This window comes from Nostoc sp., from assembly GCF_036916735.1.
Lineage (GTDB): Bacteria > Cyanobacteriota > Cyanobacteriia > Cyanobacteriales > Nostocaceae > Nostoc.
The window spans coordinates 23,407-36,433 of the sequence record NZ_JBALFV010000047.1 but is presented as its reverse complement, the minus strand read 5'-3'; the positions used below and the strand labels follow the sequence as shown (position 1 = coordinate 36,433).

The following is a 13,027-nucleotide window of genomic DNA, read 5'->3' as shown; positions in this document are numbered from 1 at the left end:
CCGTCCGCCACTGTGTCCGAAGACACCGTTCGACTTGCATGTGTTAAGCATACCGCCAGCGTTCATCCTGAGCCAGGATCAAACTCTCCGTTTTGTTGTGTTTCGAGTTTGTGTCTCCAAAAAAATATTTCCCGTAATCCTAACTATAAATTAAATTCTGATTGTATTTTTGGTAAATCCCAAAAAGACAATCTTTTGACGAGGATTGGTTTTTTTAAGCTTTCAATGTATTATGTTTTTTTGGTTCAGCGGTGGTTGGCGTCTGTTGCCTTTCCAATTAACTAGAGTAACTAGTCATACCTAGTTTGTCAAGGGGTAAATTTATTTTTCTCGAAAATGGCAAATCACTTGACTGGACTTGCTTTCAGGTTAATGGGTTAAGTAATAAGAGGGAGGCGAGAACAAAGTGGCTAAACCTGAGTGTGTGAAGAATGCACGTTGCTTGTCTCTACATGGGATTTGATACAAGTAAAGTAAATTATATTCAATGATTATCGAACAAGGCAGGAGGTAGTCTTGCTGAAAGCATTTATCTTGAATCAAAATGCTCGAACTACTATATATAACAGCATAATTGTTGTGGAGCTTGCGGTTTAAGACTTCAATCCTAGAGGTGACGCTGGTATCGGCATTTACGCGATCGCCATCACTACGATTGTGGAGAGTTTGGAAGCAAGATACGCGTTACAGTGAGTCTAGCGCTGGAGAGGAACTTCAAAATTTATAATGTGTTTTTGAGAAAAAGCTAAAAACTAGACTAGGCAAGAAATACAGATGATCCGACCGCGTAAGGTCTTTGCTCAACATTGGCTCAAAAGTGAGAAGGCACTCAACGCAATTATTAAAGCAGCAGAGTGTACACAAAGCGATAGCTGTCCTACAGGTGATCGCGTTCTGGAAATTGGGCCTGGAACTGGCATTCTGACTCGTCGTTTATTACCCTTAGTACAATCTTTGGTTGCAGTTGAAATAGACCGCAACTTATGCGAACAGTTATCAAAACAGCTTGGTAAAACTGAAAATTTTTTACTGCTGCAAGGCGATTTTCTAACTCTAGATTTACCATCTTATCTGGCAGCCTTTCCCAATTTCCAAAAGCCAAATAAGGTAGTAGCCAATATTCCTTACAACATTACAGGTCCAATCATTGAGAAACTACTGGGTACGATCGCTAACCCTAACCCCGAACCATTTGACTCAATAGTGTTGCTGGTACAAAAAGAAGTAGCAGAAAGGTTATATGCTAAACCAGGATCAAAAGCTTTTGGGGCGTTGAGTGTGCGGGTACAATATTTGGCTGAGTGTGAGTTAATCTGCACAGTCCCAGCAGCCGCATTCCATCCACCGCCAAAAGTTGATTCAGCAGTGGTGCGATTGCGTCCCCAAAAAATAGAAATACCAGCACTTAATCCCCGACAGTTAGAGAATTTCTTAAAGTTGGGGTTTAATGCCAAGCGCAAAATGTTACGAAATAATTTGCAATCTGTTATGGAACGCGATCGCCTGACTCACTTACTGGAACAATTAAAAATAAATCCTCAGTCCCGTGCTGAAGACCTCAGCGTTAATCAATGGGTAATCCTAGCAAATGAGCTGGGAGTGGGGAGTAGAAAGTAGGGGAAGAAGACAAGGGGAATAAGGCAGATTTTTTCCCACTCCCCATTCCCTATTCCCTACTCCCCATCCTTTTTATACTTACTCACCACTCCCAAAAAATGCGTTCCTACAGTCTAATTGCGCCTGCTAAAATCAACTTGTATCTGGAAATCATTGGTGATCGCCCCGATGGTTATCACGAGTTAGCCATGATACTTCAAAGTATTGATCTTACAGATCGAGTTGATGTCCGTTCCATAAGCACTGACAGTATCCGTGTTCACTGCAACCACCCAGAAGTACCGACAGATAATAGTAATCTTGCATACCGCGCAGCAGAATTAATGGTAAGACAATTTCCTGAAGCCTTTGCTAAATATGGGGGCGTGGAGATTACCGTTAATAAGCAAATTCCTGTCGCTGCTGGGTTGGCTGGAGGTTCAACAAATGCAGCAGCTGTGTTGGTAGGGATAGATTTAATGTGGAAGTTGGGGCTAACTCAGTCAGAATTGGAGGAGCTGGGAGGTACACTTGGTTCAGATGTACCGTTTTGTGTAGCGGGTGGAACTGCGATCGCAACAGGTAGAGGTGAGCAACTTTCTCCTCTGCCAAGTTTGGATAATATTTATATAGTGTTGGCAAAATATCGCAGCTTGGAAGTTTCTACCGCTTGGGCATACAAAACCTATCGAGAGCAGTTTGGTCATTCTTATATTAGAGATAGTGACAACTTGGGAGTGCGTGGTAATGCAGTTCATTCAGGAGCAATAGTAAAAGCTGTTGTAAATAAAAATGCGGGCGAAATTGCCCAAAAACTGCACAATGATTTAGAGCGCGTGGTATTGCCAGCCTATTCCCAAGTCTTGCAACTGCGAGAAGTGTTTGCAAATCAAGAAGGCGTTTTAGGAACAATGATGTCTGGCTCTGGGCCAACAGTATTTGCTCTTTTTGAGTCTCAACAGCAGGCAGAACTAGTTTTGCTGCAAGTGAGAGAAGCAATTCTTGATGAGGATTTAGAATTGTTTGTAACTCGGACAATTACACATGGTATTAAAGTGGCATCGTCTGTTTAAATAATTTTTTTCATTAATAAAGCATAGGGGATAGACAAGAATTATTCTTAATAGCCCAATCCAAAATATAAAATCCAAAATCGTATGAGTGACCAAAACTTAACGCCACAAACGGATACTAAAATACAGGCAACAGCAAGTCCTTTACGCTGTTTAACTGGGGCGGTTATTTCTGGAGGAATGGGATATGCAATGTATTCGCTGATGATTGCGATCGCTACAAATTTTGCTACTAAACCTCTCTATTCAATTAATCCATTAGTAATTAAGATTTCTTCTGCTGTGAGGACTCTGGTTGTTGGTGTAGTTGCTTTAGGAAGCGGGATATTCGGTATAGTAGCAATTGGTTTGTTGGCTTTGGGAGCGCAATTATTAGTGCAGGAGTTGAGCAAGCACAAGAGTAGTGAAAACTAGTAATTTGCTTTTAATCAAGGTTTAGTATATTTTTGTTTCTTGACCTCTGCTTCTTCTGGTTAAGCTTTTTGGAATTGGCGTAGACGTAAAGTGGCTTGTTGTCATAAATCGCTCCTTGAAGAATAGATGTTAATACTGCGTAGGTTTTGTAAATTTGTACGTTGGGTTGAACCTTAGTGTTACCCAATAAACCTGTGAAAATGTTGGGTTACCCTGCGGGATCTTGCTACGTTCCTCAACCCAACCTACATTAAAGTTATTTTTTAGCTTAACCGAACAGTATTAGAGCAGATATTGTAATTTCGGTATATAGTTAGCCCTCGACAACAGATTTCGTAGGGTTGACACTTTATAAACTGGCTCAACATTCACAAATTAATGTGGAATTGATACCAGCTACATTGAAGTTGATAGCAGCAATATCACTTATGAGCAAAATTATGATCACAACCAAGAGATATTTTTTACCCTTTATTTTTGTGACAATTGTTGTCAGCCTCAGCAGTTGTAGTTATAACCCCACTGCTCGTAATATTAACAGTGGAACGCCATCCATTAGCACAATACGGACGAATAAGGCATCGTCTCAGACTCCCAGCCAAATTCCTAGCGTAGCTCAATTAAGAGAAAAATCTCCTAATCAAGAATTTTCTAAAGAAAATACGTCTTCTTCATTAACTCCTAAAACTGCTAATAGCAAAACTACCAATGTCACGATGTATACAAGTGATACCCAATGTCAAGAACTCATTCCAGAAAAGGTTTCAGTACCAGCTGAGGAACCAGTGACAAATGTAGTAAGTAAAATTTTAGAAAAACGAGATACAAGCGACTTTAGCTTGTCTGGGTATCGTGTCAACATTAAAAATGGCATTGCTACAGTTGATTTGCGAATATCTGCTGATTCAAAGCGACAAATAGCTTCTCTTTCTAGTTGTGAACAGTTTGCTCTGTTTGGCAGTCTCCGCAAAACCCTAACAAGTAATGCCCAATGGAATATTAAAGAGGTTCGCTTCACCGAGCGAGGTAAAGACATTGTTCTTTAGTGAAATATAATATGGTAGTCAGTGCCGTTATCAGCTAGCTATAAAATTTCCCAATCTGAACAGCCATAGGACTTATGCATCAGCAATCGCCAAAACAGTGCATGTTTTAGTCAATTTCAAACAGCTGTAAATAGTGGTATTATTGATTTTAGCCCTAAGTTTATGGCAGCAATTCGCGGGTGTAATTCAGTGGTAGAATGTCATCTTCCCATGGTGAACGTCGTGGGTTCGAGTCCCATCGCCCGCTTTAAAATTGGGACATGTAATATGCGAATGTATAGCCGGGATGGTTGTTGAAACTTGGATCTGCGGTTTTGATTGTTGCAGTTATTTATTTTTCAGTCAAGACTGGATAAGGGTTTTAAAGTTTTGGCAAGACCCCAAGGATTTTACCCCCGCTTTGACACGCCAAAAAAATTTTTGGGAGGGTTCCCCCGACGAAGGGGGTGATTCAGTAGCCACCACTGTGGTAATCCACACTGTTATTGAAAAGCGATCGCCCTTTGGGAAGTGACTGCCTAGGTGTAGCCCGTCGTAGACATCGCCTTTTGTAAAACCCCATTGATCAGGTAATTCACATGATTATATAAGAAGTATTTGACAACCAAACTTTGGCACAATCAGAGTTCGAGGAATACGTTGAGGAGTTAGCTGATGCAGTAGCACCAGAAATTGAAATCAACTCAGTACCAGATGATTTTGGAGAAATGTACCGAGTTTAGTATAGTTCTCATCTTCTGGGAACTTTTTATCAAAATTTTGAGGGCAAATGGATAGCACAACCCTGTAATAGAGATGAAAGACCTTGTTGTAACACTCTTGAGTTAGCACAGATTTTCATCGTCGCTGTCAACGGTTTGCTATAAGCGGATGTAGCCTATTAACTTTCATTCATTAATTTTCTATTACCTGGAAACGTGATTAAGTTCACGTCTTTTTCTTATTTGGAGTTTTTTCAATAGCGCTTCTTTCATTAAACAGATATCTAATTCTCGCTCATCCAAAGGCTCAGGTAGTTTTCCTCCCATTCCCTTGAACCAGCGTTCAAATCTTGTATCGCGGGGATCTTTAGGATATGGTTCGTAGTTATAAATATCACAAAAGAAACTAGCTAGGAGCTTGTCTATATCTTGTATTGTCAAACACGCTTCTTTCTCTGCATTTTTGGGGCGTTCCTGAACATTTGCCCCTGTATAACCAAGTAAATCTTTGAGAACTTGAGTATTAATAGTTTTAAAAATACATTTTTCAACAGGTTTTTAAGAATTTACGCAGAAACGTCTACCCATTCGCTAATAGATGACAGTTAATGGTAAAAACAATTAGCGATTTGCAATTAGCACTATGGCAAATTTTCTCCAACCACCAAGGTTACGCATTGGTGAAGACAGTGAAGAAGAACGACGCGCCACTTGGCTGGAACTGTTTTATGATTTGGTTTTTGTAGTTGCAGTTTCTCAACTCGCCCACAATCTCAACGAGGATATCTCTCTATCAGGATTATTTGGGTTTGTAGTTCTATTTATACCGATTTGGTGGTCGTGGATTGGTACTACATTCTATGCCAACCGCTTTGACAGCGATGATGTGGGACATAGACTACTGATTGCTATACAAATGCTGGCAGCAACAGCGATGGCTATTAACATCCACCACGGTTTGGGTGAGAGTTCCCCTGGTTTTGCAATTTCCTATGCTCTGGGTCGGAGTGTGCTGGTAATAGAGTACATGCGTGCTGGAAGACATATCCCCATAGCGCGTCCTTTGACTACTCGCCACGCTATAGGTTTTGCGATCGCAGCGTTGCTTTGGTTAATATCAGCATTTGTACCCATTCCTTGGCGGTTCGGATTTTGGACATTGGGAATCATTATTGATTTTGCTACACCTTTAACAGTACGTAAGTTTCAGGTCGGGTTACTTCCCCACGCTTCCCATTTACCAGAACGTTTTGGGCTGTTTACCATTATTGTCTTGGGTGAAGCAATCATTGCAGTGGTCAATGGTGTTTCTGAACACAAATGGAATACTTTAACTGGAATTTCTGGCGTGTTTGGTCTAATTATCGCCTTTAGTTGGTGGTGGGTCTATTTTGATAACTTGGGTGGTAAACCTATTGAGATGGCGCGGACTCATGGAAAAGTTGGTCTTGTCTATCTCTGGCTCTATACCCATTTACCGCTAGTGATTGGGATTGCTGCTGCTGGAGTCGGCGTAGAACAAATTTTGTTGAGTAAACCAACTTTAGCACTACCCGATTTCCAGCGATGGCTCATCTGTGTTTCAGTTGCATTATGCTCTCTAGCTGTCAGTCTTCTCCATAGATTTGGGGTGATCTGTTATTGCAAAATCCGCTTCCAGTTTCGACTTGGAGGTGCAGTTGTGCTGATAGCGATCGCTATCTTTGGCAAAGGTTTGTTACCTGTTGCAGTCATTGGCCTTGTAGCTGTAGTTTCTGCTATGCAAGTTGTTCAAGATTTATATCACAGTCGTCCCACTACCCCCTTGGTTGACCTAGAAATCTAGCTCATAGCGTAGTAGTAGCATACGGGTATGTGCTACTACTATATATCCACGTAATTTAAATTTGAGTATTTTCCTGTAAGGCATCTATCCTATGGAAGATTTTAAATAAAATATCAATAAAAATTCATATAGTTATTTAAAGATTATGTAATTTTAGTATTCAAACCTGACGTTGTAAAGCTTAGAACTCAAGACATTGCCCTCTATCGAGGGTGACACAACCAAAGGAGGAATGTCATCATTAGGAGATGTACCTTTGGACAGTAAAGTCAAGTAGGTGAAATATTTATTAATATTATAAATAGGAAGTGTAAATTTAGCGTCAGGAGTCAATACAGTTCAGTTAAGCTTTTCTCTCCCCCTGCTTCCCCTGCAACGCCAGCCCCCTGCCTGCCTTAACAGATAGATAGATTTCCTTAACTGAACTGTATTGCATCAGGAGTCAGAAAAAATTCTTCATGCAGGTATTTAGCATCAATCTTCAAATTTTTCACCAATAGAACAGAAGATCATGAAAGACAAAGAATCAAGAGACTCTAAGGAATTCGTCGGAAATCTCAAGAATGGAATCTGGCTGTTTGGATTATCATCCTGGGTATTCGGCATTACTGATCGCAGTATTGCTTCATTTGCGGACGGCTATCTATCTGCTTTGGATTTAACACAAATATTCACAGCCGCTACCTTCTTTGTGGCGTGGCTATTTTTAAAACCGACATCCAGAGTTTAAGAGCAGCGACTGGTTGAGTATTGAGTCACTCTTGACGCTAGTCTTATAAAGATTTTGGAAAGTTATTTATATTGATTGATGGCCATAGGGGGTGTTACACAGAATGTATAGATTCTTTTGCATTGATCGCAATCAGGATAATTGGAGAGGGGAGCAAAAAGCCTAATTTTTCCTTACTCCTCTTTCGCCTTGTATGAGACGGAGGTTGGGAGGGAAAGGTTAATATTGTATGTTTTACCTTTTGAAGTCAGAGTTCTAGCTTTTTTATTTTGGTGTATCTAAAAAAATTTTTCTAATTTTCCGGAATTGATTATGCTCAGGTGGTAGTCTCTATCAGACTAGCGATTTATACTGAAACTCTATAACGAAACCTTCGGGGTATATAACCCCATATAAAAAGCCCGGTCTTTATGACCGGGCTTTTTAACAATTACAAGTTAAGAATTGTTCTTAACTTCTAACTCTTAACTCCTAACTCCTAACTACTGATTAAACTAGGCAAAGGCAGCAGTTGTCACATCGTTATTTGACAGAATTTCTTGCAACTCTTCAGCATCTACCGTTTCTTTATCAACTAGCATTTGCGCTAGCTGATCTAGAATGTGACGGTTGCCCACTAACACTTCTTTAGCGCGTGTATAGGCTACATCCACAAGTTTACGCACTTCTTCATCAATAGCGGCGGCGGTTTCTTCAGAGAAATCACGCTCTGACATAATATCTCGTCCCAGGAACATGTTACCTTGTTGACGACCAAGAGCGACTGGACCTAAGCGATCGCTCATCCCAAATCTAGTGATCATCTGACGCGCAACCCGTGCTACTTGTTGTAAGTCATTAGAAGCACCAGTGGTAACTTCTTCTTCACCAAAGATTAATTCTTCAGCAATTCGACCACCCAAAGCCACTGCCATCTGATTTTCCAGATAAGCGCGGCTGTATAAACCTGTGTCCATCCGGTCTTCGCTGGGGGTAAACCAAGTTAAACCACCTGCGCGACCGCGAGGGATGATGCTAATCTTCTGCACAGGATCGTAGTCTGGCATTAAAGCACCAACTAAGGCGTGACCAGCTTCGTGATATGCTACCAAGGTTTTGCGCTTTTCGCTCATTACCCGGTCTTTCTTCTCTGGACCAGCTAATACGCGATCTATCGCGTCGTTGATTTCGTCCATCGAAATTTCAGTCAAATTCCGGCGGGCTGCCAGAATTGCGGCTTCATTCAACAGGTTGGATAAATCAGCGCCAGTAAATCCAGGGGTACGACGGGCGATTTTATCCAAGTCCACATCTTTCGCCAAGGTTTTGCCACGAGCGTGAACCTTGAGAATTTCGCTGCGTCCGGCATAGTCGGGACGGTCTACCACAACTTGACGGTCAAAGCGACCAGGACGCAACAGGGCTGCATCTAGGACATCAGGACGGTTGGTAGCAGCAATAATGATGATGCCAGTATTACCTTCAAAGCCGTCCATTTCTGTAAGCAACTGGTTGAGGGTTTGTTCCCGCTCATCGTTACCACCACCTAAACCTGCACCCCGTTGACGACCTACGGCGTCAATTTCATCGATGAAGACGATACAAGGAGCATTGGTCTTGGCTTGTTCAAATAAATCGCGGACGCGGGATGCACCCACACCTACGAACATTTCCACAAATTCTGAACCGGAGATTGAGAAGAAGGGTACACCTGCTTCACCAGCTACGGCACGAGCTAGGAGGGTTTTACCTGTACCAGGAGGGCCAACTAACAGTACACCTTTAGGAATTTTTGCACCAACGGCGGTAAAGCGATCAGCATTTTTCAGAAAGTCTACGACTTCATTTAATTCCAACTTAGCTTGGTCAATACCAGCAACATCACCAAATGTCACCTGAGTTTGTGGTTCCATTTGCACTCTAGCTTTGGATTTGCCAAAGTTCATTGCTTGGCTACCTGGGCCACTTTGAGCGCGACGTAGCAAGAAGAATAAGCCAACCAAAAGCAATACAGGGAAAAATAAGCTACTCAGTGCCTTAAACCAAAATCCTTCGTCGGTTTGGGGCAAAACAGAAATATCAACGCCTTTATTAGTCAGAGTATTAATCAAATCTGGATCGTTGACTAAGGTAACAATCCGTTTAGCCGGGTCATATTTGGGTGTTACTAGTGCTGTAGAGCGGTCTGCACTCAAACTGACTTTTTCGACTCTGCCTTGTTGAACTTCTTGAATAAAGCGACTATATCGCCATGTCTCTCTGCTTTGGGGTTGTTTGTCAAAAAATGCTGTTCCCAGCGCAATTACGACAATAAACAGCAGCGCGTACAGCCCTGCATTTCTCCATCTTTTATTCACTAAGGTCTATCCTCCGGTATTTTTCGCGCGGTCGCCTAGCGTCTCTGATCGCAAAGGTGATTATTAAGAATTATGTTAACTTATCTTAAGATATAACAAATTTGGCGTGGCTGTCATGCTAAAAAAAGCTCCCTGATTAACTGAAAACTTTGATGGTAGGGATTATATTGTAGCGACCCTGAAGGCTGATAAACGGTATGAATGGGAATAATTTCTACCACACTATTAGTGTAGGCGATCGCTTCAAATCTCTGGATTAGCTCGACGCTCCAAGTTTCTTCTCGCACTTGCTGCTGGTGGTTTTGCAACCAGTTTATAAGTTGCGATCGCACAATTCCCGGCAAAATTCCGGCTGTCAACGGTGGCGTGTACCAAGTGCGATCGCACCATCCCCAAAGGTTGCCTGTGCTGGTTTCTAGCCAATTTCCTTGAGCATCAACTAATATTGCTTCTTGAGCATTTAAACTAGTTTTTGCTAACCAAGCACTCAAATAGTTTCCAGTTTTATGAGAGGGGAGAGAACGATAAAATTCTGAACTTGCAGTAGCGCAAAAAATACCATTTTTTTGTTTTTCTGTCAAATATTGTGGTAATAATCTGCCAGTTATCCACTCCCGTCCATCGGGAAAAAGGGTAATTCTGAGAATGGGGAAGTGGGGGAGGAGAATTTGAGCGCCTTGACGTAGATGCTTCCAATTTGGTTGCTGCCAACCAAAAGATTGTACTGAGAAGAGTAAGCGATCGCAGTGTGCTTGCCAATTAGTTAAATTACTATTTAGCGAGTTCTGATAAACCCGCAATGTTGTAAAAACAGTTGCCCCATAAAGTAAACCTGGATCGTTAATGTTTAATTCTAGGGTTTGAGAGTGAATTAATTCGCCGTCATACCAAAAAATATTATTTATCACAACCAAATTGCTTGTTGCTACAACTCCATTGAAAAATGATGACTTGTAATACTCATACGCTGCATAAGATAAAATCTGTGAGCAGCAAATCGCTGAACACCAGAATCCAGACTTAGGTGTTTACAGTCATGATTTCTGGCGTATTCAATTAGCCACTGAAATAGCTGTTGGCCATAGCTATGCGTAGGCGTAGCCCGCCTTAGGCATCGCTGCAACTCATTAACAACTAAATTATCAATGTATAAAAACTTTCCCGATGTTAAACAAGTATAAATGCGAAATCCAGCCACTGCTACAGCTTACTTTTCTACTTCCAAGAATGCAAGTTGATACCCTTCTTTCATCTGATTTCGCACTTGTTCTACAAACTTAGCCTGCTCAAGGTGAGGGCGCAACTGGGAGATAACAGGAAAACACCCTAATATTTTAAAGTCAGATTCTGCCAATTGTATTGACATCAATATTGCTGTACTTATTATACGTAAAAAATTTACAAACCTGGCAAATATAATTCGTTACTACACTTGCAGCCAACCGTAATAACTAATAATTTAATCTTTGGGGGGAAATACAATTTTATGAGTACCTTCAGGAGTTGTAATTACTTTTCCTCCTAAAGCTTCAATTTCCCTAATTGCGCGTTTTTGAGTCCTTTGATCAACGTGATTATTTAAAACTATTACCCAGGTAGCAATTTGAGCATATTTGCTGTTAGGGTTTCGACTCAGAAATTCAGCAGTTTTTTGGGAAGTATGAGCGATCATCTGACTCTCTGGATCTGAAAAGTTACTAGCCCAGTTTGCCGCCGTTGTAAAAGACTGTTCGGCAGCTTTAGCGTTGCCTAAGAATAATAACTCATCAACTCCTTTATAACGCCATATGTAATAAGACTTTTCGGGAACTGAGGGAGATAGTGATTTTAAGCCTTTCTCTGCTAGTGCGATCGCACGTTCTGGCATAGCAGCATACAATGAAGTACTGATAGAAAGACTGCGATACGCTGCTAAAAATCGCGGGTCACGTTCTAAGATGATTTCAAAATATTCTGGACTTAAACTGTAACCTGTTTTATCCCGAACTTCATCATCTCCGAAATATTGAAGAAAATTGAGATATACCAAATCTGCAATGAAATTATTATAACCAAAAGTAGGCGTTTTTTTGAGAAAATTAAGACGGATATTTTCAGATTTTATTTCTTTTTCTAAAGTTTCTAAAGAGGCAGATTGCTTACTATTTATTAGTTTTTGCAATTGGGGGAATTGAATCAAGCCAACTCCTAAAATACACATACAAATTACAAAAGGTGTAGTAAAAGCTTCACGATATAACAACATATTTTCCTTGTTTTTATTATAATTGTATTATTTTTTACATATCATTATAAAAAATTACGCCTGCACTGGCGTGTCTAAACTTTGCTAGGTCAAATAAAAAACAGGTTGACTAAAATAGATTAATTAATAATAGTATAAAAATATACCAAAAATATAGTTTTGCCTAGAGATATATTTTAGGTTTCTTTGTCTAAAAATAATATCTAATTTATACCGATTGAAACGAAACGTCTAAAAGCTAATTTTCAGAATCACGCCACTTAGGGCAATGGAGAAACCCCTACCGCAGTGATGGACTCACTGCAACGCAGTGGCTCCAAAATCTAAACTGGCATTATTCTTTTTTAAAACAAATTTGTCTTTAGAAAATTATAACTTTTTTTAGTAAAAATTTGTTAAATTATTAAGTTGTTTTGACTTTAATTACTTTTTTTTAGTATAAGCCTTGAAAATTTTGACATAACCTAAAATTATATTCTGTTTATATTTAAATTTGAAACTTCTAAAATGCCATGGTGAATATTATTAACGAAAACACGGAAAGTAATGGTCAAGCTATCGAAGATGGAGAAGATAATAGTAAAATTAGCAAACCAAGTAGTGAATTTAAAATAAAAGTTAAAAATCTGAACACTAAAAAAGAAGGATTCAATATTGATGATATTATTGATGCTATTAAAACAGCAATAGTTGAAGTTGTCGAGCTAGAAATTACCACTTGGGTTCCAGACTCCTCTACTCAGTTAGAACCACCGCAAGATAAACAAATTGCTCAAGCAGGTAATCGAATGTACACCATAATTAATCTAATTGATGGTGATATAACTAATGAAGTTGGTAGTCAATTTGTTGGGAGTGGACCGTATACAGAACTTCGTGAATTTCATCTAATTCAAATCAAAGAAAGTCGGGATATTATGCAAAAAAATATAGAAAGTTTGCAGAAGTTATATGGATTTTTTATAGAAATTATGAAATCTCGTAAAACTTCACAACAATCACCATCCCGTCCATAGAGTTTTTATTTATTAATAGTTACACTAAAATACCTACAGGATATA

General features: G+C 40.0%; 14 protein-coding genes, 1 tRNA gene and 1 rRNA gene. 9 read left to right on the top strand and 7 right to left on the bottom strand.

The window, feature by feature from the left end; all coding sequences use genetic code 11:
* Positions 1–94: ribosomal RNA gene (locus V7L20_RS11505) — 16S ribosomal RNA — on the bottom strand; the annotation flags it as partial.
* 680 nt (positions 95–774) lie between these two features.
* On the opposite strand from V7L20_RS11505, the gene rsmA reads away from it, so the two are divergent.
* The 6 genes from rsmA to V7L20_RS11475 all read left to right on the top strand — a co-directional run bounded on the left by rsmA (position 775) and on the right by V7L20_RS11475 (position 4,643).
* Positions 775–1,617, top strand: coding sequence for a 16S rRNA (adenine(1518)-N(6)/adenine(1519)-N(6))-dimethyltransferase RsmA (rsmA, locus tag V7L20_RS11500; RefSeq protein ID WP_334744205.1), 843 nt, complete (start codon positions 775–777; stop codon positions 1,615–1,617).
* 98 nt (positions 1,618–1,715) lie between these two features.
* Positions 1,716–2,669 carry a 4-(cytidine 5'-diphospho)-2-C-methyl-D-erythritol kinase gene (gene ispE, locus V7L20_RS11495; RefSeq protein ID WP_334744204.1) on the top strand — a complete coding sequence of 318 codons (954 nt, stop codon included), beginning with the start codon at positions 1,716–1,718 and terminating at the stop codon, positions 2,667–2,669.
* A gap of 84 nt (positions 2,670–2,753) precedes the next feature.
* Entirely contained in the window at positions 2,754–3,083 is a 330-nt protein-coding gene (locus V7L20_RS11490; RefSeq protein ID WP_334744203.1) for a DUF3082 domain-containing protein, read from the top strand.
* A 428-nt stretch (positions 3,084–3,511) separates the two neighbouring features.
* Positions 3,512–4,129: a sporulation/spore germination protein gene (locus V7L20_RS11485; protein ID WP_334744202.1), complete on the top strand. Its 618-nt coding sequence runs from the start codon at positions 3,512–3,514 to the stop codon at positions 4,127–4,129.
* 175 nt (positions 4,130–4,304) lie between these two features.
* A tRNA-Gly gene (locus V7L20_RS11480) sits at positions 4,305–4,376 on the top strand.
* A 39-nt stretch (positions 4,377–4,415) separates the two neighbouring features.
* Positions 4,416–4,643 carry a hypothetical protein gene (locus V7L20_RS11475; protein WP_334744201.1) on the top strand — a complete coding sequence of 76 codons (228 nt, stop codon included), beginning with the start codon at positions 4,416–4,418 and terminating at the stop codon, positions 4,641–4,643.
* A 391-nt stretch (positions 4,644–5,034) separates the two neighbouring features.
* On the opposite strand, the gene V7L20_RS11470 is transcribed toward V7L20_RS11475, so the two are convergent.
* Positions 5,035–5,271 carry a hypothetical protein gene (locus V7L20_RS11470; RefSeq protein ID WP_334744200.1) on the bottom strand — a complete coding sequence of 79 codons (237 nt, stop codon included), beginning with the start codon at positions 5,269–5,271 and terminating at the stop codon, positions 5,035–5,037.
* 202 nt (positions 5,272–5,473) lie between these two features.
* Between V7L20_RS11470 and V7L20_RS11465 the strand changes: the two genes are divergently transcribed.
* Both V7L20_RS11465 and V7L20_RS11460 read left to right on the top strand, forming a co-directional pair.
* On the top strand, positions 5,474–6,655 hold the full coding sequence (locus V7L20_RS11465; RefSeq protein ID WP_334744199.1) for a low temperature requirement protein A: 1,182 nt from the start codon (positions 5,474–5,476) through the stop codon (positions 6,653–6,655).
* A 511-nt stretch (positions 6,656–7,166) separates the two neighbouring features.
* Positions 7,167–7,385, top strand: a complete 219-nt coding sequence (locus V7L20_RS11460; protein WP_334744198.1) for a hypothetical protein — start codon at positions 7,167–7,169, stop codon at positions 7,383–7,385.
* A 494-nt stretch (positions 7,386–7,879) separates the two neighbouring features.
* On the opposite strand, the gene ftsH3 is transcribed toward V7L20_RS11460, so the two are convergent.
* The 5 genes from ftsH3 to V7L20_RS11435 all read right to left on the bottom strand — a co-directional run bounded on the left by ftsH3 (position 7,880) and on the right by V7L20_RS11435 (position 11,966).
* Positions 7,880–9,721: an ATP-dependent zinc metalloprotease FtsH3 gene (gene ftsH3 / locus V7L20_RS11455; RefSeq protein WP_334744197.1), complete on the bottom strand. Its 1,842-nt coding sequence runs from the start codon at positions 9,719–9,721 to the stop codon at positions 7,880–7,882.
* Between the two features lie 113 nt (positions 9,722–9,834).
* A complete protein-coding gene (locus tag V7L20_RS11450) occupies positions 9,835–10,629 on the bottom strand; it encodes an aminotransferase class IV (protein WP_334744196.1) in 795 nt (264 codons plus the stop codon).
* Between the two features lie 17 nt (positions 10,630–10,646).
* Positions 10,647–10,919 carry a GNAT family N-acetyltransferase gene (locus tag V7L20_RS11445; RefSeq protein WP_334744195.1) on the bottom strand — a complete coding sequence of 91 codons (273 nt, stop codon included), beginning with the start codon at positions 10,917–10,919 and terminating at the stop codon, positions 10,647–10,649.
* Positions 10,920–10,928: 9 nt separating this feature from the next.
* Complete coding sequence (locus tag V7L20_RS11440) at positions 10,929–11,087, bottom strand: hypothetical protein (protein ID WP_334744194.1); 159 nt, start codon at positions 11,085–11,087, stop codon at positions 10,929–10,931.
* 93 nt (positions 11,088–11,180) lie between these two features.
* Positions 11,181–11,966 (bottom strand): hypothetical protein, encoded by a 786-nt coding sequence (locus V7L20_RS11435; protein WP_334744193.1) that lies wholly within the window; start codon positions 11,964–11,966, stop codon positions 11,181–11,183.
* A gap of 512 nt (positions 11,967–12,478) precedes the next feature.
* Here V7L20_RS11435 and V7L20_RS11430 point away from each other — a divergent pair.
* On the top strand, positions 12,479–12,982 hold the full coding sequence (locus tag V7L20_RS11430; protein ID WP_334744192.1) for a hypothetical protein: 504 nt from the start codon (positions 12,479–12,481) through the stop codon (positions 12,980–12,982).
* Positions 12,983–13,027 lie beyond the last annotated feature (45 nt).